The sequence below is a fragment of the Bacillus sp. Xin1 genome, assembly GCF_013314535.1.
Taxonomy (GTDB): domain Bacteria; phylum Bacillota; class Bacilli; order Bacillales; family Bacillaceae_G; genus Bacillus_A.
In genome coordinates this window covers 1-22,105 of the sequence record NZ_JABUAE010000053.1, presented here as the reverse complement: position 1 = coordinate 22,105, position 22,105 = coordinate 1, and the positions used below count along the sequence as shown (strand labels likewise).

Annotated in this window: 22 protein-coding genes and 1 other annotated feature; all 22 genes read left to right on the top strand. The window is 37.8% G+C overall.

What is annotated here, in order from left to right:
- Positions 1–133: 133 nt before the first annotated feature.
- The 22 genes from sigG (at position 134) to pyrE (ending at position 22,087) form a co-directional block, all read left to right on the top strand.
- Positions 134–913 (top strand): RNA polymerase sporulation sigma factor SigG, encoded by a 780-nt coding sequence (gene sigG / locus HRG09_RS25010; protein ID WP_003199794.1) that lies wholly within the window; start codon positions 134–136, stop codon positions 911–913.
- A 152-nt stretch (positions 914–1,065) separates the two neighbouring features.
- The gene (locus HRG09_RS25005) at positions 1,066–1,344 is read left to right on the top strand and encodes a YlmC/YmxH family sporulation protein (protein ID WP_174103545.1); all 279 of its coding nucleotides are present in this window, start codon (positions 1,066–1,068) and stop codon (positions 1,342–1,344) included.
- Positions 1,345–1,460: 116 nt separating this feature from the next.
- Entirely contained in the window at positions 1,461–2,270 is an 810-nt protein-coding gene (pgeF, locus tag HRG09_RS25000) for a peptidoglycan editing factor PgeF (protein ID WP_174103544.1), read from the top strand.
- 6 nt (positions 2,271–2,276) lie between these two features.
- Positions 2,277–2,951: a YggS family pyridoxal phosphate-dependent enzyme gene (locus HRG09_RS24995; RefSeq protein ID WP_174103543.1), complete on the top strand. Its 675-nt coding sequence runs from the start codon at positions 2,277–2,279 to the stop codon at positions 2,949–2,951.
- Positions 2,952–2,970: 19 nt separating this feature from the next.
- A complete protein-coding gene (locus HRG09_RS24990; protein ID WP_174103542.1) occupies positions 2,971–3,435 on the top strand; it encodes a cell division protein SepF in 465 nt (154 codons plus the stop codon).
- A gap of 6 nt (positions 3,436–3,441) precedes the next feature.
- Positions 3,442–3,705, top strand: coding sequence for a YggT family protein (locus tag HRG09_RS24985; RefSeq protein WP_174103541.1), 264 nt, complete (start codon positions 3,442–3,444; stop codon positions 3,703–3,705).
- A 15-nt stretch (positions 3,706–3,720) separates the two neighbouring features.
- Positions 3,721–4,494 carry a YlmH family RNA-binding protein gene (locus HRG09_RS24980; RefSeq protein WP_174103540.1) on the top strand — a complete coding sequence of 258 codons (774 nt, stop codon included), beginning with the start codon at positions 3,721–3,723 and terminating at the stop codon, positions 4,492–4,494.
- A 91-nt stretch (positions 4,495–4,585) separates the two neighbouring features.
- Positions 4,586–5,092, top strand: a complete 507-nt coding sequence (gene divIVA / locus HRG09_RS24975; protein ID WP_016116021.1) for a septum site-determining protein DivIVA — start codon at positions 4,586–4,588, stop codon at positions 5,090–5,092.
- A gap of 51 nt (positions 5,093–5,143) precedes the next feature.
- Positions 5,144–5,366, top strand: a binding site (T-box leader).
- 83 nt (positions 5,367–5,449) lie between these two features.
- Positions 5,450–8,215 (top strand): isoleucine--tRNA ligase, encoded by a 2,766-nt coding sequence (gene ileS2, locus HRG09_RS24970; RefSeq protein ID WP_174103539.1) that lies wholly within the window; start codon positions 5,450–5,452, stop codon positions 8,213–8,215.
- 216 nt (positions 8,216–8,431) lie between these two features.
- Positions 8,432–8,761 (top strand): TraR/DksA C4-type zinc finger protein, encoded by a 330-nt coding sequence (locus HRG09_RS24965; protein WP_174103538.1) that lies wholly within the window; start codon positions 8,432–8,434, stop codon positions 8,759–8,761.
- A 123-nt stretch (positions 8,762–8,884) separates the two neighbouring features.
- Positions 8,885–9,343, top strand: coding sequence for a signal peptidase II (lspA, locus tag HRG09_RS24960; RefSeq protein ID WP_174103537.1), 459 nt, complete (start codon positions 8,885–8,887; stop codon positions 9,341–9,343).
- A 4-nt stretch (positions 9,344–9,347) separates the two neighbouring features.
- The gene (locus tag HRG09_RS24955; RefSeq protein WP_174103536.1) at positions 9,348–10,256 is read left to right on the top strand and encodes an RluA family pseudouridine synthase; all 909 of its coding nucleotides are present in this window, start codon (positions 9,348–9,350) and stop codon (positions 10,254–10,256) included.
- A gap of 203 nt (positions 10,257–10,459) precedes the next feature.
- Positions 10,460–11,002 carry a bifunctional pyrimidine operon transcriptional regulator/uracil phosphoribosyltransferase gene (gene pyrR, locus HRG09_RS24950; protein WP_174103535.1) on the top strand — a complete coding sequence of 181 codons (543 nt, stop codon included), beginning with the start codon at positions 10,460–10,462 and terminating at the stop codon, positions 11,000–11,002.
- Positions 11,003–11,147: 145 nt separating this feature from the next.
- Positions 11,148–12,431, top strand: coding sequence for a uracil permease (gene uraA, locus HRG09_RS24945; RefSeq protein WP_174103534.1), 1,284 nt, complete (start codon positions 11,148–11,150; stop codon positions 12,429–12,431).
- A 148-nt stretch (positions 12,432–12,579) separates the two neighbouring features.
- Entirely contained in the window at positions 12,580–13,494 is a 915-nt protein-coding gene (locus HRG09_RS24940) for an aspartate carbamoyltransferase catalytic subunit (RefSeq protein ID WP_174103533.1), read from the top strand.
- The gene (pyrC, locus tag HRG09_RS24935; RefSeq protein WP_174103532.1) at positions 13,478–14,764 is read left to right on the top strand and encodes a dihydroorotase; all 1,287 of its coding nucleotides are present in this window, start codon (positions 13,478–13,480) and stop codon (positions 14,762–14,764) included. The genes HRG09_RS24940 and pyrC overlap by 17 nt, the downstream gene beginning before the upstream one ends.
- Positions 14,761–15,858, top strand: coding sequence for a carbamoyl phosphate synthase small subunit (locus HRG09_RS24930; RefSeq protein WP_174103531.1), 1,098 nt, complete (start codon positions 14,761–14,763; stop codon positions 15,856–15,858). The genes pyrC and HRG09_RS24930 overlap by 4 nt, the downstream gene beginning before the upstream one ends.
- Positions 15,843–19,055 (top strand): carbamoyl-phosphate synthase large subunit, encoded by a 3,213-nt coding sequence (gene carB / locus HRG09_RS24925; protein WP_174103530.1) that lies wholly within the window; start codon positions 15,843–15,845, stop codon positions 19,053–19,055. The genes HRG09_RS24930 and carB overlap by 16 nt, the downstream gene beginning before the upstream one ends.
- Positions 19,052–19,831 (top strand): dihydroorotate oxidase B electron transfer subunit, encoded by a 780-nt coding sequence (pyrK, locus tag HRG09_RS24920; protein WP_174103529.1) that lies wholly within the window; start codon positions 19,052–19,054, stop codon positions 19,829–19,831. Before carB ends, pyrK begins: the two co-directional genes overlap by 4 nt.
- Positions 19,828–20,757, top strand: coding sequence for a dihydroorotate oxidase B catalytic subunit (gene pyrD / locus HRG09_RS24915; protein WP_174103528.1), 930 nt, complete (start codon positions 19,828–19,830; stop codon positions 20,755–20,757). The genes pyrK and pyrD overlap by 4 nt, the downstream gene beginning before the upstream one ends.
- Entirely contained in the window at positions 20,742–21,458 is a 717-nt protein-coding gene (pyrF, locus tag HRG09_RS24910) for an orotidine-5'-phosphate decarboxylase (protein ID WP_174103527.1), read from the top strand. The genes pyrD and pyrF overlap by 16 nt, the downstream gene beginning before the upstream one ends.
- A complete protein-coding gene (gene pyrE, locus HRG09_RS24905; RefSeq protein ID WP_174103526.1) occupies positions 21,455–22,087 on the top strand; it encodes an orotate phosphoribosyltransferase in 633 nt (210 codons plus the stop codon). The genes pyrF and pyrE overlap by 4 nt, the downstream gene beginning before the upstream one ends.
- The last annotated feature ends 18 nt before the right edge of the window (positions 22,088–22,105 follow it).

The following is a 22,105-nucleotide window of genomic DNA, read 5'->3' as shown; positions in this document are numbered from 1 at the left end:
ATAAAACCAATCGGTATTCCGATTGGTTTTATTGTATTTTTTATTTGAAAGTACTAGGAAAACGGTATGCATAAAATTCCCTCCAAAGGAGATACTTTACACTGTACAGCAACTCCCGATAGGAGGGAACACTTTGACGAGAAACAAAGTAGAAATTTGCGGTGTTGATACAGCTAAACTTCCAGTACTAAAAAATGAAGAAATGCGTAAATTATTCCGAGAAATGCAAAGTGGAGAGATAAGCGCAAGAGAGAAATTAGTAAATGGAAACTTACGTCTTGTACTGAGCGTCATTCAGCGATTTAACAACAGAGGAGAATTTGTTGATGATTTATTTCAAGTCGGCTGCATTGGACTTATGAAATCCATTGATAACTTTGACTTAAGCCAAAATGTTAAATTTTCAACATATGCTGTGCCAATGATTATTGGGGAAATCCGTAGATATTTGCGTGATAACAATCCAATCCGCGTCTCTCGTTCACTGCGAGATATCGCGTATAAAGCATTACAGGTAAGAGAAAAGTTAATTGCTGAAAATTCAAAAGAGCCAACGGCAATGGATATTGCAAAAGTGCTTGAAGTAACACATGAAGAGATTGTTTTTGCACTTGATGCCATTCAAGATCCAGTATCATTATTTGAACCAATCTATAATGATGGGGGCGACCCTATATTTGTAATGGATCAACTAAGTGATGATAAACAAAGGGACGAGCAATGGGTCGAAGAATTGGCATTGAAAGAAGGAATGAAACGATTAAATGATCGTGAAAAAATGATCATTCGAAAACGTTTTTTTCAAGGGAAAACACAAATGGAAGTTGCCGAAGAAATTGGAATTTCTCAAGCACAAGTATCACGCCTTGAAAAATCAGCAATTAAACAAATGAATAAGACAATTCAAGGATAAGGTCTCATCAGTTAAGATGAGATCTTTTTTATGTTGCGTGCCTTGAGATTCTGTTCATAGGAAAGATTACGTGTTCATATAATAACAATAAAGTAAAATTGAAGGAGAAAACTTATCAACTACAAATAGTGACATAGAAGGGGAGAATGGCAATGATGCGGATTTCAGAGTTTCAAATTAAGGATGTTGTAAATGTTTCTGATGGAAAAAAGCTTGGAAACATTAGCGATATAGATATTGATATGAACACTGGGAAGATTCAAGCTGTTATTATTTCAAAACAAGCACGAATGCTAGGTATATTTGGAAAAGAGGCGGAGTTTGTTATTCCGTGGAAACAAATTGTAAAAATTGGAGAGGATGTAATATTAGTAAGGGCTGATCATGTCAATTCTGTAACAGAATCAATACAAACACCGACAATTTCTTAAAGAATATTACAAATTCCTCTTTTTTTTATGTTGTCATTATGGAAAAATAAAAGTATGGTAAAATAGACAGGAAGTACCATGCTTTTTTATGTTATTTTATTAAAAGGAGCCGCTTTATGAGAGAACCATTTATATATGAGGACGGTATATTATATTTACAAGCGTGGAAAGAACTTGGAAATATTTTTGCAGGATTTACGACGAAAGATGGTGGAGTAAGTACAGGTTCCTTCCAGGCGATGAATTTAGGATTACATGTGAATGATACGATGGAGAATGTTCATGAAAATAGACGGATTTTAGCGGGCAAGTTACAAAAACCATTAGAAAATTGGATTTGTTCAGAGCAAGTTCATGATCATCACGTTGAAAAAGTAGGCCAAGGGGAAAAAGGGCGAGGAATCTACTTGTATGAAGATGGTATTCCAAATACAGATGGTATTTATACAACTGATAGAGATGTATGTTTAACATCTTGCTATGCCGATTGTGTTCCACTCTATTTCTATGCGCCATCACATGGTATGATAGGACTTGCACATGCTGGATGGAAAGGAACTGTAAAAGAAATTGCAAAAGAAATGATTCAAAAGTGGAGTGCAGAAGGGATACCAGCTCATGAGATTTATGTTGCAATTGGACCAGCCATTGGGTCCTGCTGTTATGTAGTTGATGATCGTGTATTATCAGCAGCAAAACAAGCGATAAACGGACCTGTTCCATATAAAGTGATTTCAGACGGGCAATATGCAATTGATTTAAAAGAAATCAATCGTATATTATGCTTACAAGCGGGCATAAAAGATGAGCATATTGTGATGTCATCTCTTTGTACAAGCTGTGAAGAACAATTGTTTTTCTCACATCGTCGTGATCGAGGAAAAACAGGAAGAATGTTGAGTTTCATAGGCTTTAAGGAGGATTGAAAACAAGTGGTAGTGCAAGAGAATTTAGCATTTGTAAATGAGGAAATCAAAAAAGCGTGTGAACGAGCAGAGCGCTTGGCAGAAGAGATTAAGCTCGTTGCAGTAACAAAAACGGTAGGAATTGAAAAAACAAATGAAGTAATAGAAGCTGGACTTACTGATTTAGGTGAGAATCGTAATGAAGGTTTTTTACAGAAGTATGAGCATTTTGGTTCAAAAGTAAATTGGCATTTCATCGGTTCATTACAAACGAGAAAAGTAAAAGAAATTATTAATGAGATTGATTATTTGCATTCATTAGATCGTATTTCACTTGCAAAAGAAATTCAAAAGCGTGCTACAAAGCAGGTTCGATGTTTTGTACAAGTAAAAACGTCGTCTGAAGAATCAAAGCAAGGGATAGCAGTTGAAGAAACAATTGCGTTTATTCGTGCTCTGCAAGAATTTGATAAAATTGAAGTTGTTGGATTAATGACAATGGCACCATTTACTGGGGAAGAAGCAGGGATTCGTCATTGTTTTAGGACATTGCGTGGATTGCAAAAGCAAGTGCAAGAACTAGGGTTATCATATGCTCCGTGTAAAGAACTATCGATGGGAATGTCAAATGATTATACAATTGCCATTGAAGAAGGTGCTACATATATTCGTTTGGGAACGATTTTAGTAGGAAAAGCGTAAAAGGAAGGAGAATGTTATTATGAGTTGGTCAAAAGTAAAATACTTCTTTTTTGACACACCAGAAGAGCGAGAAGCTTACGAAAAGGAAAAGGAGCAAGTTGAAATGAAAAAACAACAAGATCCCCCAGAGCAGCAGGATATTCCACTTACGAAAGCACAGCCGAAACAAAACATTGTAAGTATCGAAACAGCCAAACAGTCTTCTAAAGTTGTTTTATTAGAGCCGCGTACATATTCGGAAGCACAAGGGATTGCGGATCATTTAAAGGGAAGAAGAGCGGTTGTCATTAATTTGCAAAGAATGTCAACAGATCAAGCTGTGCGTATCGTTGACTTTTTAAGTGGTACTGTATACGCTATAGGCGGGGATATTCAAAAACTAGGACCGAAAACATTTATTTGTACACCTGAGACTGTGGATATTGTTGGGGCCATTTCTGAGTTGTTCGGTGAAGAGGAAGAGACAAATATAAAGAGGTGGTAATAAGCCATGACAATTATTTTACAAGCGTTGCTTTGGATCATCCAGATTTATTCCTGGGCGCTTATTATCTATATTCTTCTATCATGGTTTCCAGGAGCAAGAGAATCAACATTTGGGGATTTTCTATCGCGTATTTGTGAACCATATTTAGAACCATTTCGGAGGTTTATCCCACCTTTCGGAATGATTGATATTTCTCCAATTGTTGCAATTATTGCGTTGAGATTGGCTAGTAGTGGTTTAGTAAGTTTGTTTAATTATTTCCTGTAATAAGAGGTTAAATGAATGAACATCTATGAGCATTTTAGACCTGAAGAAGCTGTCTTTGTTGACAAAGCGTTAGAATGGAAACAGATGGCTGAAGAGTATCATCAAGTGAAATTAACGGATTTTCTTGATCCGCGTCAGCAGCAGATTGTTTCGACGATTATGGGGAATCAAGGAGACGCTACTTTGAAGTTTTATGGTGTAGCGCCAAAAGCAGAAAGAAAAAGAGCTCTTATTTATCCGAATTATCTCGATTTAAATGAAGAAGAGTTTCAAATTGAAGTATTAGAAATTGACTATCCTTCCAAATTTTATACGCTTGAACATCGGCAAATATTAGGTGCATTTATGTCTCTTGGTTTAACAAGAGAAAAGTGCGGTGATATTTTGCTTCAAGAAAATCGTGCCCAAATTGTAGTTGCAAAAGAAGTTGCTTCATACATTGAAATGAATTTACAATCCATAGGTAAAATGAAGGTCTCACTTTCCTCTGTGCAAGCAGAGAAAATATTGCGGTTACAAGAAGAATGGAAAGAGCAGTCTGGGACTGTTTCATCACTTCGTTTAGATGTTGTGCTAGCTGAAATGCTTCATATATCACGTCAAAAGGTACAACCACTCATAAAAAATGGTCTTGTGAAGGTGAATTGGAAAATAACAGAACAAACGGCATATGAGTGCTTTCCTGGAGATGTTTTTTCAGTAAAGGGATATGGCCGAAGTAAATTATTTTCTGTAGAAGGAAAAACGAAACGTGATAAATGGAGAGTTTTGTATGGTATACTAAAATGATTGGTTTTTTAGAAGGAAAATCTCTTATTTTGTCGAAGAAAAGATATAATTAAAAGAGGAAAATTTAGATAACTACTTGGAGGTGGCGTTTGTGCCGTTAACACCATTAGATATTCATAACAAAGAATTTGGTCGCGGATTCCGTGGCTATGATGAGGATCAAGTAAATGAGTTTCTTGATCAAATCATCAAAGATTATGAATTAGTCATTCGTGAGAAGAAAGCATTAGAAGAAAAAGTTGCGCAATTAGAAGGAAAGTTAGATCATTTCTCTAACATTGAAGATACGCTAAATAAATCTATCGTTGTTGCACAAGAAGCGGCGGAAGAAGTAAAGCGTAATGCACAAAAAGAAGCAAAATTAATTGTACGAGAAGCAGAGAAGAATGCAGATCGTATCATTAATGAAGCTTTAGTAAAATCAAGAAAAGTTGCATTTGATATTGAAGAATTAAAGAAGCAGGCGAAAGTATTCCGCACTCGTTTCCGTATGCTATTAGAAGCACAGCTTGAAATGCTAAACAATGATGATTGGGATAAATTAATTGAGTTAGAAGAAGAAGTGGACGAGCTGTTAAAGAAAGAAGAAACAGTGTAAGCTTGACGTTTTTCTCATTATTACATATAATTTTAAACAACATATTTATTAAGAAAAACGAAGATAGGGATAAGTACCTTTTTCATACCTTATATAGCGAACTGAGGATGGTGTAAGCTCAGGATAAGGAGATAAATGGGAATATCACCCTGGAGTTCCGCGCTGAACAAAAAGTAAGCGTAGGCGTATATTCGCGTTAAGAATATAAAGAGGATCATTGCATACACGCATGGTCTACTAGGGTGGTACCGCGGGAGACTTTCTCGTCCCTTTTTGGGGGATGAGAAGGTCTCTTTTTTATTCTATTTATTTAGAAAAAAGGTCTTTTTCTTTTATAGATTCGAGGAGGAATTGAGCATGGAGTACAAAAATACATTACTAATGCCGAAAACAGAATTCCCAATGCGTGGGAATTTACCAAAACGTGAGCCAGCAATGCAAGAAAAATGGGCTGAGATGAACATTTATGAAAAAGTACAAGAACATACAAAAGGGCGTCCTTTATTTGTACTGCATGATGGTCCTCCATATGCGAATGGTGACATTCATATGGGACACGCTTTAAATAAAGTATTAAAAGATTTTATTGTTCGTTACAAATCGATGACTGGATATTGCGCACCATATGTACCAGGATGGGATACACATGGGTTGCCGATTGAACAAGCTTTAACAAATAAAGGCGTAAAGCGTAAAGAGATGACGGTTGCAGAATTCCGTAAATTATGTGCAGAGTATGCATACGAACAAGTAGATCGTCAACGTGAGCAGTTTAAACGTCTAGGTGTACGTGCAGATTGGGATAATCCATATATCACTTTAGAGCCAGCATATGAAGCACAACAAATTAAAGTGTTTGGTGAAATGGCGAAAAAAGGTTACATCTATAAAGGGCAAAAGCCTGTTTATTGGTCTCCAACAAGTGAATCTGCTTTAGCCGAAGCTGAAATTGAATATAAAGATAAAAAATCAGCATCTATTTACGTAGCATTCCCAGTAAAAGACGGGAAAAACGTATTAGAAGGTGATGAGAAATTTATCATTTGGACAACAACGCCTTGGACTTTGCCGGCAAACTTAGGTATTTCTGTTCATCCAGAGCTTGAATATAGCATTGTGAAAGTAAATGATGAAAAATATATCATTGCTTCTGAGCTATTTGACACAGTTTCAAAAACGCTTGAATGGGAAAATGCGGAAGTTGTGAAAACAGTTAAAGGTAGCGAACTTGAATATACAGTTGCGAAGCATCCATTCTATGACCGTGATTCGTTAGTTATGCTTGGAGAGCATGTTACAACAGATGCTGGTACAGGTTGTGTACATACAGCACCTGGACACGGGGAAGATGACTTCCTTGTTGGTAAGCAATACGGCTTAGAAGTTCTTTGCCCAGTTGATGATAAAGGTGTACTAACAAGTGAAGCACCTGGATTTGAAGGCTTATTCTATGATAAAGCGAATAAACCTATTACAGAAAAATTAGAAGAAGTTGGTGCGTTATTAAAATTAACATTTATTACGCATTCTTATCCACATGACTGGAGAACGAAAAAACCAATTATCTTCCGTGCGACAGCGCAGTGGTTTGCATCTATTGAAGCATTCCGTAAGGAGTTATTGCAAGCTGTTGAAGAAACGAAATGGGTACCAGCATGGGGTGAAACACGTCTTCATAATATGGTTCGTGACCGTGGTGACTGGTGTATTTCTCGTCAACGTGCTTGGGGTGTACCAATTCCTGTCTTCTATGCAGAAAATGGCGATCCAATTATTACAGATGAAACAATTAATCATGTAGCGGATCTATTCCGTGCGAACGGTTCTAACGTATGGTTTGAACGTGAAGCAAAAGATTTATTACCAGAAGGATTTACACATCCATCTAGTCCAAATGGTGAATTCCGTAAAGAAACAGACATTATGGATGTATGGTTTGATTCAGGTTCTTCTCACCAAGCTGTATTAGAAGAGCGTGAGGACTTGCAACGTCCTGCTGATTTATACTTAGAAGGATCTGATCAATATCGTGGTTGGTTTAACTCTTCTTTATCAACAGCAGTTGCAGTAACTGGTAAAGCGCCATATAAAGGTGTTCTAAGTCATGGGTTCGTACTAGACGGTGAAGGTCGTAAAATGAGTAAATCTATCGGGAATATTGTTGTACCGAAGAAAATTATGGATCAATTAGGCGGAGATATTTTACGCTTATGGGTATCTTCTGTTGATTACCAATCTGATGTACGTATTTCAGATGACATTTTAAAACAAGTTGCAGAAGTATATCGTAAAATCCGTAACACATTCCGTTTCTTATTAGGAAACTTAGCTGACTTTAATCCAAGTCAAGATGCAGTAGCAAAAGCTGAACTACGTGAAGTAGATCGCTACATGTTAGTGAAATTAAATGACTTAATTACAAAAGTAAAAGAAGCATATGAAACATATGATTTTGCGGCAGTATATCATGCAATTCATAACTTCTGTACAATTGATTTAAGTTCATTCTATTTAGACTTTGCAAAAGACATTTTATATATTGAAGCTGCGAATCATTCGGACCGCCGTGCAATTCAAACAGTACTGTATGATGTTCTTGTTGCATTAACAAAGCTTGTAACACCAATCTTACCTCATACAGCGGATGAAGTATGGCCATACATTCCTGGTGTTGTAGAAGAAAGTGTTCAGCTAACTAATATGCCAGAAGCAGTGGAAGTAGAAGGCGCTGAAGCGTTAAAAACAAAATGGGATGCATTTATGACACTTCGCGACGACGTATTAAAAGCGTTAGAAGTTGCTCGTAATGAAAAAGTAATTGGTAAGTCATTGAATGCAAGTATTACACTTTATCCAACTGCAGAAATGAAACAAATGTTAGAGTCTATCAGCGAAGATTTAAAACAATTGTTTATTGTTTCTGAGTACAAACTAGGTGGCACAATGGAGGAGGCCCCAGAAGGTGCTCCAAAATATGAGCATACAGCTGTTGTTGTAGTGCAGGCAACTGGTGAAACATGTGAACGTTGCTGGGTTGTTTCTGAAACAATTGGCAAAGACGCTGAGCATGAAACATTATGTGAGCGTTGTGCGACAGTTGTAAAAGAAAATTATGTGAAATAATGATGTGATAGTAAAAAAACTGACTGCTAATTACTGCAGTCAGTTTTTGTATTCAGTAAAGGTTCTTCTTGGCATGCGGTAGATGTATCGAGAATTTGATTGTTAAAGGTTTCTATTGGATTTTAAGCACTTTCCTATGAAGGAAAAATGTGTGAGCGGTAAGTGAGAAAATTTCGGACACACTAACGGTACATTGCAGCCGGGAGGAATGTACACGTGAATGAAATCTACATGGAAATCAAAGAAGAATTGCAATTGATGAAAAAAGAATTACAGGAGCGACTGGCAAAAGAAGCGATGCACGCGTATCATGTGGAATTTGGACAAGAGCTAGGATATGAAATGAAGGAAGATGCAAAAAAGAAATTATTTTTACATGATATAAGAGAAGATTTAAAAGATGTGGAACGAGCGTTATTTAAAATGGAAATCGATATGTATGGGATTTGTGAAGAAACTGGGAAGTATATTCCTGTAAAGCAAATGCAAATGATGCCCACAGCACGTACAGTTCATGAATTTTTATATGAAAAAGTAAATATTTGATAAGCACAATGATATTATGTTACCTTTTTTCGTTTTATTTTATTCTTCCGTAAAGGTTCATTGTGAAAAGACCGTAGCTATGCTAAAATTTTGAGGTACACTGTCTTTGTGGGGGAAATGAAAATGATATATTATTTAATAGCCTTATTTGTCATTGCTATCGATCAAGTATCGAAATGGTTAATTGTAAAGAACATGGAATTAGGTACAAGTATCCCGATTATCGATAATGTATTATACATAACATCACATCGGAATAGAGGAGCTGCTTGGGGGATTTTAGAAGGTCAAATGTGGTTCTTCTATATTATTACAATTGTTTTTGTAGGTTTTATCGTAATTTATATGAAAAAGTATGCAAAAACAGATAGGCTCCTAGGGGTTTCATTAGGTCTTATTTTAGGCGGAGCAATTGGCAATTTTATTGATCGTGTATTTAGACAAGAAGTGGTGGATTTCATTCACGTGTATATTTTTTCATACAATTATCCGGTATTTAACATAGCTGACTCAGCTTTATGTATTGGTGTTGTATTAATTATTATTCAAACATTATTAGAAGGAAAGAAAATGAAGGAGTAATTGAATGAGCGAAGTAGTACAAGTAACAGTTAAAGAAGAACAAAAGAGCGAACGGATTGATAAGTTTCTTGCGGGAATAAACAACGAATGGTCACGTTCACAGGTACAACAGTGGATTAAAGATGGCGTTGTAACCGTAAATGGAAACGACATTAAAGGGAATTATAAAGTAAAAGAAAATGATGAAATTGCGGTAGCGATTCCAGAACCAGAAGAACTAGATATTCGTGCAGAAGATATGAACTTAGAAATTTATTATGAGGATGCAGATGTATTAGTTGTTAATAAACCACGCGGTATGGTTGTACATCCAGCTCCTGGACATATAAGTGGCACACTTGTAAATGGATTAATGTATCATTGCACAGATTTATCAGGTATTAACGGTGTAATGCGTCCTGGTATTGTGCATCGTATTGATAAAGACACATCTGGTTTATTAATGGTTGCTAAAAATGACATGGCGCATGAATCTCTTGTAAATCAGCTTGTGGAAAAAACAGTAACAAGACGCTATAAAGCAATTGTTCACGGCGTAATTCCACATGATAAAGGAACAATCGATGCTCCGATTGGTCGTGATAAGAAAGAACGTCAAAGTATGGCCGTTGATGAAAATGGTAAGAATGCTGTTACGCATTTTCAAGTATTAGAACGATTTAAAGATTTCACACTTGTTGAATGTCGTTTAGAAACAGGGCGTACACATCAAATCCGTGTTCATATGAAATATATTGGATATCCACTTGCAGGAGATCCAAAATATGGTCCGAAAAAAACATTAGATATAAATGGACAGGCGCTTCATGCAGGGATTTTAGGGTTTGATCACCCTCGTACTGGTGAATATATTGAGTTTGAGGCACCGATTCCAGAAGTATTTGAAGAAACGCTAAATATTTTACGGAAATAGTATTGACAAATCATAAGAAAACTGAGATACTGACTACAGTTAAATAATGATCCTTTAACACAGCCCCGTGAGGTTGAGAAGGTAACGGTTTGAAATACTCAGGGTATGCTGTACCCTTTTTTCAAAAGTCCTCTCGCACACGCTGAGAGGACTTTTTTTATACCATTCCTCTCACGCAAGAAAAAAGCTTGGAGGTGTAGAGCATGCAAGAAAAAGCTGTCGTTTTAGATGACCAAATGATTCGCCGCGCTTTAACACGTATTAGTCATGAAATTGTGGAACGTAATAAAGGTGTTGATAATTGTGTTCTTGTCGGAATTAAAACACGTGGTATCTTTATTGCAAAGCGTTTAGCAGAGCGCATTGGTCAAATTGAAGGAAAAGAGATTGAAGTAGGGGAATTAGACATTACACTATATCGTGATGATTTAACCCTTCAATCAAAAAATAAAGAACCGTTAGTAAAAGGTTCAGATATCCCTGTAGATATTACGAAGAAGAAAGTAATCCTTGTAGATGATGTATTATATACAGGAAGAACAGTTCGAGCTGCGATGGATGCTCTTATGGATTTAGGAAGACCATCACAAATTCAATTAGCTGTTCTTGTAGATAGAGGTCACCGTGAATTACCGATTCGCGCTGATTACGTAGGAAAGAACATTCCAACATCAAGTGAAGAGCGTATCGAAGTTGATTTGCAAGAGACAGATCAACAAGATCGAGTAAGTATATATGATAAGTAAGCCCTTTTAAATGTAGTCCTGTGAGGCTGCCAAAGGGTCTTGGCTTTCGTATGTCAAATTTGGCATACGAAAGTATAGGACTCTTTGTGCACAGTCACAAAGAGTTTTTTTATTGCAAAGTTTTAAACTGAAGGAGGATGTAACAATGGAGCAAAAGCCAGTGTTAGACATTCATGAAGTACCGAAGCCGGGAACATGGTTATTTTTAAGTATACAACATTTATTTGCGATGTTCGGATCAACAGTGCTTGTTCCGTTTTTAACAGGACTGAATCCATCAGTTGCTTTAATCTCAAGTGGATTAGGAACATTAGCGTTCCTTCTTATAACAAAAGGTCAAGTACCAGCATATCTAGGATCATCATTCGCGTTTATCGCACCAATTATTACAGCAAAAACAGCGGGTGGACCGGGAGCTGCGATGCTTGGTGGAATACTAGCAGGACTTGTGTATCTCTTAATTTCAATCGGAATTAAAAAATCTGGTTCAGAATGGATTATGAAATTACTTCCGCCAATCGTAGTTGGTCCAGTCGTAATGGTTATCGGTTTAGCTTTAGCACACACAGCAGTTAACATGGCGATGAACGGTGCGGATGGCAAGTACAGCTTTACACACTTTTCAGTAGCGTTAGTAACATTAGCTATTACAATCATTTGCTCCATATTTGGAAGAGGATTTTTCAGTATCATACCAGTATTGCTTGGAATCATCGGAGGATATATCTTCGCTTACTTCCAAGGGCTTGTAGATTTAAAACCGGTAGCTGAGGCAAAATGGTTTGACGTACCAGACTTCACAATACCATTTGTAACATATACTCCAGAGTTTTCATGGAAGATTGTACTCTTAATGGTACCAGTCGCACTCGTAACAATCTCAGAACATATCGGACATCAAATTGTACTTGGAAATGTTATTAAAAGAGATCTAATTGAAAAACCAGGCTTACATCGCTCAATCTTCGGTGATGGTGTGGCAACATTGATCGCATCATTAATAGGTGGACCACCGAATACAACATACGGTGAAAACATCGGTGTGCTAGCAATTACGAGAGCGTACAGTGTATACTTATTCATCGGTTCAGCAGTATTCGCCATTATGTTCGGGTTTATCGGTAAGATTTCAGCACTAATTCATTCGATTCCAACACCGGTTATGGGTGGTGTATCAATCTTATTATTCGGTGTAATCGCATCAAGCGGTTTACGCATGATGGTAGACGATAAAACAGATTTAAGTGACAAACGCAACTTAATGATCGCATCGGTTATACTTGTAATCGGTATTGGTGGGGCGGTACTTCGTGTCGGAGAATCATTCCAAGTAGAAGGCATGGCGCTGGCAGCAATCGTTGGTGTACTATTAAATCTACTGTTACCTGAAATGAAACAGAAACAACAATCTAAGCAGATTGCTTCATAACAACAACCTTTTAATTGAGTCCTGTGAGACGAAAAAGGGGAGCTTCTTTCTTGCACCCTAGTCTCACATGACTAGGGTATTTTTATGCGATTATTGTTATATTAATACAAAAGTGTTATCATAAAAACGAGAAAGATGAGGGATGACAATGAGCCATTTGTTAACGATGAGTGAACTATCGAAACAAGAGATTTCAGAAATCCTAAAAGACGCAGAAGATTTTGCGAATGGAAAAGAGAAAAAAACAACAGAGCAAACATTTGTAGCGAACTTATTCTTTGAAAACAGTACAAGAACAAAGTTTAGCTTCGAAGTTGCCGAGAAGAAATTAGGACTTGATGTGTTAAATTTCGAAGCAGATTCATCTAGCGTACAAAAAGGAGAAACGTTATACGATACGATAAGAACACTAGAATCAATCGGAACAAAAGCAGTAGTCATCCGCCATCAGCAAGATCGCTACTTTGACGAGTTAAAAAATAAAGTAAACATTCCAATCCTAAATGCAGGCGATGGATGTGGAAATCACCCAACGCAATGTCTATTAGACCTTCTAACAATTAAACAAGAGTTTGGGAGCTTCGAAGGATTAAAGATTGCAATTGTTGGAGATATTCGCCATAGCCGAGTAGCACGATCTAATGCTGAAGCATTAACGAAACTAGGAGCAACAATTTACTTTGCTAGCCCGGAAGAGTGGAAAGATGAAACAAACACATTCGGAACATACAAAAGTTTAGATGCACTTGTTCCAGAAGTTGATGTGATGATGTTACTTCGTGTGCAACATGAGCGTCATGACCATTATGAAACAGACATCATGAAAGAATATCATAACGAGCACGGTTTAACAATTGAACGAGAAAAACGTATGAAACAAGGAAGCATTATTATGCATCCAGCTCCTGTAAACCGTGATGTAGAAATTGCGAGTGAGCTCGTTGAGTGTGAGCGTTCTCGCATATTCAAACAGATGGAAAACGGAGTTTACGTAAGAATGGCTGTACTAAAACGTGCATTACCAAATGTATTAGGAGGAATGAAATATGAATTATTTGTTTAAAAATGGACGTTACCTAAATGAAGAAGGAAATATTGTAGCAACAGATCTTCTCGTACAAGACGGTAAAATTGCGAAAGTAGCAGAAAATATTACGGCAGATAATGCTGAAGTAATCGATGTAAACGGAAAGTTAATCTCACCTGGACTAGTAGATGTACACGTTCATCTTCGCGAACCGGGTGGTGAACATAAAGAAACAATTGAAACTGGTACACTTGCAGCAGCAAAAGGTGGTTTCACAACAATTTGTGCAATGCCAAATACACGCCCAGTACCAGACAGCAAAGAACATATGGAAGACTTGCAAAAGCGAATTAAGGAAAAAGCACATGTAAATGTACTCCCATATGGAGCAATAACAGTACGCCAAGCAGGTTCTGAAATAACAGACTTTGAAACATTAAAAGAACTTGGTGCATTCGCGTTTACTGACGATGGAGTAGGCGTACAAGATGCAAGCATGATGCTAGCTGCTATGAAGCGTGCAGCGAAATTAAATATGGCAGTCGTGGCACACTGCGAAGAAAATACATTGATTAATAAAGGTTGTGTACATGAAGGGAAGTTTTCTGAGAAGCATGGATTAAACGGTATCCCATCAGTATGTGAATCTGTACATATTGCCCGGGACATATTGCTTGCGGAAGCAGCAGATTGTCACTATCACGTATGTCACGTAAGTACAAAAGGATCTGTACGAGTGATTCGTGATGCAAAACGTGCTGGAATTAAAGTAACAGCAGAAGTAACACCGCACCACTTAGTATTATGTGAAGATGATATCCCGTCAGCTGATCCAAACTTTAAAATGAACCCACCGCTTCGTGGAAAAGAAGATCACGCAGCGTTAATTGAAGGGCTATTAGATGGAACGATTGATATGATCGCAACTGATCATGCACCGCATACAGCGGAAGAGAAAGCACAGGGTATTGAAAGAGCACCATTCGGAATTACTGGTTTTGAAACAGCATTCCCACTTTTATATACGAACCTTGTGAAAAAAGGAATTATCACACTAGAACAGTTAATTCAATTCTTAACAGAAAAACCAGCGGATACATTCGGCTTAGAAGCAGGTCGCCTGAAAGAAGGAAGATCCGCTGATATTACAATCATTGATTTAGAACAAGAAGAAGAGATTGACCCAACAACATTCTTATCAAAAGGAAAAAATACACCATTCGCAGGTTGGAAATGCCAAGGATGGCCGGTAATGACAATCGTTGGTGGTAAGATCGCATGGCAAAAGGAGAGTGCATTAGTATGAAAAGACAACTTATCTTAGAAGATGGAACAGTATTAATTGGAAAAGGTTTCGGAGGAGAAATCGAAAAGTCAGGTGAGGTTGTATTTACAACAGGAATGACTGGATATCAAGAAACATTATCTGATCCATCATATTGCGGTCAAATTGTAACATTTACGTACCCATTAATCGGAAACTACGGCATTAACCGTGACGATTTTGAATCAATTCACCCATCTGTAAATGGCTTAATCGTAAACGAAATTTGTGATCACCCATCAAACTTCCGTAATGAAATTTCGTTAAATGATTACTTAAAAGAAAGAAACATTCCAGGACTCGCAGGAATTGATACAAGAAAATTAACACGAAAAATTCGTCAATATGGAACATTACGCGGTCGCCTTTGCAACATGGATGCGGATGTAGAGTATATCGTTAGCCAATTAAAAGCGACAGTCTTTACAGATCATGTAAAACGCGTGTCAACAAAAGATCCATACCCAAGCCCAGGCCGCGGTCATCGTGTTGTACTTGTTGACTTCGGAATGAAACATGGTATCTTGCGAGAATTAAATAAACGCGATTGTGATGTGATTGTTGTACCTTACAATACAACAGCAGAAGAAATTTTACGCCTAAGCCCAGATGGAATTATGTTAAGTAATGGACCTGGGGATCCAAAAGATGTACCAGAAGCAATTGAAATGTTAAAAGACATTATCGGTAAAGTTCCTTTATTCGGAATTTGCCTAGGACATCAATTGTTCGCTCTAGCATCTGGTGCGAATACAAGTAAGTTGAAATTCGGTCACCGTGGTTTAAACCATCCAGTAAAACATCTTGCAACTGGAAAAGTAGCAATTACTTCTCAAAACCACGGTTACGCAGTAGAAGAAGAATCAGTTAAAAATACAGAGCTTGAAATTACACATGTAGCTTTAAATGATGGAACAGTAGAAGGGCTTCGTCATAAGAAGTTCCCAGCATTTACAGTACAATATCATCCAGAAGCTTCAGCAGGACCAGAAGATGCAAATGATTTATTCGAAGATTTCTTAACAATGATTGAAAACTTCAAGAAAGAAGGGGAAGAGTTATGCCAAAACGCCTAGACATTAACACAATTTTAGTAATCGGATCAGGACCAATTGTAATTGGGCAAGCAGCGGAGTTTGATTACTCTGGTACACAAGCTTGTCAATCTCTTAAAGAGGAAGGTTACAAAGTAATCCTTGTTAACTCTAACCCAGCAACAATTATGACAGATACTGCAACAGCAGATAAAGTATACATTGAGCCATTAACATTAGAATTCGTAAGCCGTATTATTCGTAAAGAACGCCCAGATGCAATCTTACCAACATTAGGTGGTCAAACAGGCTTAAACATGGCGGTTGAACTTGCAAAGTCAGGCGTACTTGACGAGTGCGGAGTTGAAATTTTAGGAACAAAATTATCAGCAATCGAGCAAGCGGAAGATCGTGATTTATTCCGTACATTAATGCAAGATTTAAATGAACCAACACCACCAAGTGAAATCATTCATAACCTTGATGAAGCATATGGGTTCGTAAACGAAATTGGTTACCCAGTAATTGTTCGTCCGGCATTCACGTTAGGCGGAACGGGCGGCGGTATTTGCCATAACGAAGAAGAGTTAATTGAAATCGTAACAAGTGGTTTAAAACATAGCCCAGTAACACAATGTTTATTAGAGAAAAGTATTGCTGGGTGTAAGGAAATTGAATACGAAGTAATGCGTGATTCAAATGATAACGCAATTGTAGTATGTAACATGGAAAATATCGATCCGGTTGGGGTTCACACAGGTGATTCTATCGTTGTAGCACCGAGCCAAACATTAAGTGATCGTGAGTATCAAATGTTACGTAACACTTCATTACGAATTATTCGTGCATTAGGAATTGAAGGTGGATGTAACGTTCAGCTAGCGCTTGATCCATATAGCTTCCAATACTATGTAATTGAAGTAAATCCACGTGTAAGTCGTTCATCTGCACTTGCATCTAAAGCAACTGGATACCCAATTGCGAAATTAGCAGCGAAAATTGCAGTCGGCTTAACATTAGATGAAATTGTAAACCCAGTAACTCAAAAAACATATGCTTGTTTCGAGCCAGCATTAGACTATGTTGTTTCAAAAATTCCACGTTGGCCATTTGATAAGTTTGAATCAGCGAACAGAACGCTTGGCACACAGATGAAGGCAACTGGTGAAGTTATGTCAATCGGACGTAACTTAGAAGAATCATTATTAAAGGCGGTTCGTTCTTTAGAGTTAGGTATTTATCATCTAGAGTTAGACCACTTAAAAGAGCTTGATAAAGAAACAATGAAAAAACGTATTATAAAAGCTGATGATGAGCGCTTGTTTATTGTAGCAGAAGCAATCCGTCAAGGTGTAACGAAAGAAGAAATCAACTCATGGTGTGAAATGGACTTCTTCTTCTTACAAAAAGTTGAAAACATCGTAAACATGGAACGCGAAGTAAAAGCGAATGTAGGAAATATGGAAGTGTTACAATCTGCGAAAGAAATGGGCTTCAGCGACCACTACATCGCAGCAGCTTGGAACAAAACTGAGCGCGAAATTTACGATATGCGTAAAGAAAATAATATGACACCAGTATTTAAAATGGTAGATACTTGTGCGGCAGAGTTTGAATCTGCAACACCATACTACTACAGCACATATGGTGATGAGAATGAATCAATTGTAACAGATCGTAAAAGTGTAGTTGTACTAGGATCTGGTCCAATCCGTATCGGTCAAGGTGTGGAGTTTGACTACGCAACAGTTCACTCAGTATGGGCAATTAAAGAAGCTGGATATGAAGCAATTATTATAAACAATAACCCAGAAACAGTTTCAACAGACTTCAGTATTTCTGACAAATTATACTTTGAACCATTAACGATTGAAGATGTAATGCACATCATTGATTTAGAAAAGCCAGAAGGTGTTATCGTTCAGTTCGGTGGACAAACGGCGATTAACTTAGCTGCAAAATTAGAAGCGCATGGTGTGAAAATTTTAGGAACATCACTTGAAGATTTAGACCGTGCAGAAGATCGGGATAAATTCGAAGCTGCATTAACACAGCTAGGTATCCCACAACCAGTTGGTAAAACAGCAACAACTGTAGAACAAGCGGTAGCAATCGCTGAAGAAATTGGTTACCCAGTATTAGTAAGACCATCTTACGTACTAGGTGGACGTGCGATGGAAATCGTATACCGTCAAGAAGAACTACTGCACTACATGAAAAATGCGGTTAAAGTGCATGCAGATCACCCAGTATTAATTGACCGCTACATGGTAGGTAAAGAAATTGAAGTAGATGCAATTTCAGACGGAGAAAATGTGTTCATTCCAGGTATTATGGAACATATTGAACGTGCTGGTGTTCACTCTGGTGACTCAATTGGAGTATATCCACCACAAAGCTTATCTGCAAAACTGAAAGAGCAAATTATCGAAAATACAATTGCACTTGGAAAAGGATTAAACATTGTTGGATTACTAAATATCCAGTTTGTATTATTCGAAGATCAAGTGTATGTAATTGAAGTAAATCCACGTGCGAGCCGTACAGTACCATTCTTAAGTAAAATTACAGGCGTACCGATGGCGAATGTTGCAACGAAAGTTATTTTAGGTCAAAACCTTGTAGAACAAGGATATGGAACTGGCTATCACCCAGAAGAGAAGGAAGTGTATGTGAAGGCTCCAGTATTCTCATTTGCGAAACTACGCTCAGTTGATACAACATTAGGACCTGAAATGAAATCAACAGGGGAAGTAATGGGTAAAGACTTAACACTTGAAAAAGCACTATATAAAGGTCTTGTTGCTTCAGGAATTAACATTCCAACCCACGGATCAGTAATTATTACTGTAGCAGATAAAGACAAAGAAGAAGCAATGGAAATTGCAAAACGTTTCCATGAAATCGGCTATAACTTATTAGCAACAGCTGGAACAGCAAAATCGTTAACAGAGCAAAACATTCCGGTGCAAGTTGTAAACAAAATTGATTCTGAAGACTACAACTTACTTGATATCATTCGTCAAGGAAAAGCACAGTTTGTAATCAATACATTAACAAAAGGAAAACAACCAGCACGTGATGGTTTCCGAATTCGCCGTGAGTCTGTAGAGAATGGTGTAGCTTGCTTAACATCACTTGATACAACGAGAGCAATCTTAAGAGTATTAGAATCTATGACATTCTCAGCTCATTCAATGAAAGAAATCGCGCCAAAGCAAGAGGTGGTACATGCATGATGCAAAAGCAAAATATGATCGTCGTTAATCAAAAAGAAATCGCAAAAAACATTTACGAATTAGTGCTTCAAGGAAATCTAGTACAGCAAATGAACGAACCAGGGCAGTTTGTACACATTAAGGTAGCAGAGGGCATTGCGCCCCTTCTGCGCCGCCCGATTAGTATTTGTAATGTCGATCAAGAGAAGAACGAATTTACAATGCTATATCGTGCGGAGGGACAAGGGACAAAAACATTAGCAAATAGAAAACAAGGTGAAATGGTAGACGTGCTAGGGCCACTAGGACACGGCTTTCCTGTAGAAGAAGCGGAAGCTGAACAAACTGCTTTGTTAGTAGGCGGGGGAATTGGTGTACCACCACTTTATGAGTTATCACAGCGTCTTGTTGCAAAAGGTGTACGTGTCATTCACATCTTAGGTTTCCAAACAAAAGATGTTGTTTTCTATGAAGAAAAATTTGCAGAACTTGGTGATACGTACGTTGCGACAGTTGACGGTACACACGGTACAAAAGGATTTGTCACAGATGTAATTGATAACTATGGAATTGACTTTGATATTCTGTATTCATGTGGCCCGTTAGCGATGCTTCGTGCATTAGAAGGCCGTTACAAAGAGAGAAAAGCCTATATTTCATTAGAAGAACGTATGGGTTGTGGTATTGGAGCTTGTTTCGCCTGCGTATGCCACTTACAAGAAGATCCAAGTGGACATTCTTACAAGAAGGTGTGTAGCGACGGACCAGTATTTCCAATCGGGGAGGTTGTACTATGAGCAGACTGCAAGTTGAATTACCAGGATTATCATTAAAAAATCCAATAATACCGGCATCTGGATGCTTTGGATTTGGTCGTGAGTACGCACAGTTTTACGATTTAAGTATACTAGGCTCAATCATGATTAAAGCAACGACAGAACAACCGCGCTATGGAAATCCAACACCTCGTGTTGCTGAAACACCAGGTGGAATGTTAAATGCGATAGGACTTCAAAACCCAGGATTAGAAAAAGTAATGAGTTCTGAATTACCGTGGTTAGAACAATTTGACCTTCCAATCATTGCGAACGTTGCAGGTTCACAAGCTGAGGATTACGTAGCGGTTGCAAAGGAAATTTCTAAAGCGCCTAATGTTTATGCACTAGAATTGAATATATCTTGCCCAAACGTAAAAACAGGTGGTATCGCTTTTGGTACTAATCCTGAAGTTGCTGCTGATTTAACGAAGCGAGTAAAAGAGGTTTCTGAAGTACCTGTATATGTGAAGTTGTCACCGAACGTGGCAAACATTGTGGAAATTGCAAAAGCAATTGAAAATGCAGGTGCAGATGGTTTAACGATGATTAATACATTGCTTGGTATGCGTCTAGATTTAAAAACAGCTAAACCAATTTTAGCAAACCGTACAGGCGGACTATCAGGTCCTGCAATTAAGCCAGTAGCGATTCGTATGGTACATGAAGTAAGCCAAGCGGTTAATATTCCAATTATCGGAATGGGTGGTATTGAATCAGCGGAAGATGTAATTGAATTCTTCTATGCAGGTGCAAGTGCAGTTGCAGTTGGTACAGCGAACTTTGTTGATCCATTTGTATGTCCAACAATTATTGAAGAATTACCAGCATTACTAGATGAATTAGGATTTGATCACATTTCGGAATGTCAAGGAAGGAGCTGGAAGCAAGTATGTCACAGTCGCTAATTGTTGCACTAGATTTTCCAGGGAAACAAGAGGTGGAACAATTTTTACAACACTTTGAAGGGGAAGAGTTATTTGTCAAAGTTGGTATGGAGTTGTTTTATAAAGAAGGACCAGCAATTATTACGCACTTAAAAGAAAAAGGACATAAAATCTTTCTAGATTTAAAGCTTCATGATATTCCGAATACAGTAAAAAGCGCTATGCGCAGCCTAGCTAGTCTAGATGTTGATATGGTGAACGTTCATGCTGCTGGGGGAAGTAGTATGATGAAAGCTGCGATCGAGGGATTAGAGGAAGGTAAGCAAGAAGGAAAAGAGAGACCGATTTGTATTGCAGTTACACAATTAACAAGCACTTCGGAAGCTATGATGAAAAAAGAGATCGGCATTGAGAAAACGTTAGAAGAAGCGGTTGCTCATTATGCAAAATTAACGAAAGAAAGTGGACTTGATGGAGTTGTTTGTTCAACGCTTGAAGTTCCAAAATTACGTGAAGTATGCGGAGATGAATTTGTAACAGTAACACCGGGGATTCGTCTTGCAAGTGATGATGTAAATGACCAAGTGCGTGTTGCAACACCGAAACGTGCGAAGGAACTTGGTTCAAGTTACATCGTAGTTGGGCGTAGTATTACAAAAGCAGAAAATCCGCTTGAAGCGTATAAAACAGTAAAACAACAGTGGGAAGGTGTAACAGTATGAAAAAAGAAATCGCATCGCATTTATTAGAAATTGGAGCAGTATTTTTACAACCAAATGATCCATTCACTTGGTCTTCTGGTATGAAATCACCAATTTATTGTGATAACCGTTTAACATTATCTTATCCAAAAGTACGTCAAGCGATTGCTTCAGGATTAGAGACGTTAATCAAAGAGCACTTCCCAACTGTAGAAGTTATTGCAGGAACAGCAACTGCTGGTATTGCGCACGCAGCATGGGTAAGCGATCGTATGGATTTACCAATGTGCTACGTACGTAGTAAAGCAAAAGGTCATGGTAAAGGGAACCAAATTGAAGGAAAAGCAGAAAAAGGTCAAAAAGTAGTTGTAGTAGAAGACCTTATTTCAACTGGTGGTAGTGCAATTACTTGTGTAGAAGCACTTCGTGAAGCAGGTTGTGAAGTATTAGGAATCGTATCAATCTTCACATACGAGCTTGAAGCAGGAAAAGAAAAACTAGCAGCAGCAAACGTAGCATCATATTCTTTAAGTGACTACAGTGCATTAACTGAAGTAGCAGCTGAAAAAGGTATGATCGGAGAAGCTGAAACGAAGAAATTACAAGAATGGCGTAAAAATCCAGCTGATGAGGCTTGGATTACAGCGTAATGATAAAAAAAGACCGCG

Bases quoted from the DNA above. Each gene is read 5' to 3' on its own strand.
- pyrK (WP_174103529.1), top strand. From the start codon at position 19,052: ATGATGCAAAAGCAAAATATGATCGTCGTTAATCAAAAAGAAATCGCA.
- pyrC (WP_174103532.1), top strand. From the start codon at position 13,478: ATGAATTATTTGTTTAAAAATGGACGTTACCTAAATGAAGAAGGAAAT.
- pyrE (WP_174103526.1), top strand. From the start codon at position 21,455: ATGAAAAAAGAAATCGCATCGCATTTATTAGAAATTGGAGCAGTATTT.
- HRG09_RS24940 (WP_174103533.1), top strand. From the start codon at position 12,580: ATGAGCCATTTGTTAACGATGAGTGAACTATCGAAACAAGAGATTTCA.
- HRG09_RS24930 (WP_174103531.1), top strand. From the start codon at position 14,761: ATGAAAAGACAACTTATCTTAGAAGATGGAACAGTATTAATTGGAAAA.
- uraA (WP_174103534.1), top strand. From the start codon at position 11,148: ATGGAGCAAAAGCCAGTGTTAGACATTCATGAAGTACCGAAGCCGGGA.
- pyrF (WP_174103527.1), top strand. From the start codon at position 20,742: ATGTCACAGTCGCTAATTGTTGCACTAGATTTTCCAGGGAAACAAGAG.
- HRG09_RS24985 (WP_174103541.1), top strand. From the start codon at position 3,442: ATGACAATTATTTTACAAGCGTTGCTTTGGATCATCCAGATTTATTCC.
- HRG09_RS24990 (WP_174103542.1), top strand. From the start codon at position 2,971: ATGAGTTGGTCAAAAGTAAAATACTTCTTTTTTGACACACCAGAAGAG.
- ileS2 (WP_174103539.1), top strand. From the start codon at position 5,450: ATGGAGTACAAAAATACATTACTAATGCCGAAAACAGAATTCCCAATG.
- pgeF (WP_174103544.1), top strand. From the start codon at position 1,461: ATGAGAGAACCATTTATATATGAGGACGGTATATTATATTTACAAGCG.
- HRG09_RS24980 (WP_174103540.1), top strand. From the start codon at position 3,721: ATGAACATCTATGAGCATTTTAGACCTGAAGAAGCTGTCTTTGTTGAC.
- lspA (WP_174103537.1), top strand. From the start codon at position 8,885: ATGATATATTATTTAATAGCCTTATTTGTCATTGCTATCGATCAAGTA.
- HRG09_RS24955 (WP_174103536.1), top strand. From the start codon at position 9,348: ATGAGCGAAGTAGTACAAGTAACAGTTAAAGAAGAACAAAAGAGCGAA.
- carB (WP_174103530.1), top strand. From the start codon at position 15,843: ATGCCAAAACGCCTAGACATTAACACAATTTTAGTAATCGGATCAGGA.
- HRG09_RS25005 (WP_174103545.1), top strand. From the start codon at position 1,066: ATGATGCGGATTTCAGAGTTTCAAATTAAGGATGTTGTAAATGTTTCT.
- pyrR (WP_174103535.1), top strand. From the start codon at position 10,460: ATGCAAGAAAAAGCTGTCGTTTTAGATGACCAAATGATTCGCCGCGCT.
- pyrD (WP_174103528.1), top strand. From the start codon at position 19,828: ATGAGCAGACTGCAAGTTGAATTACCAGGATTATCATTAAAAAATCCA.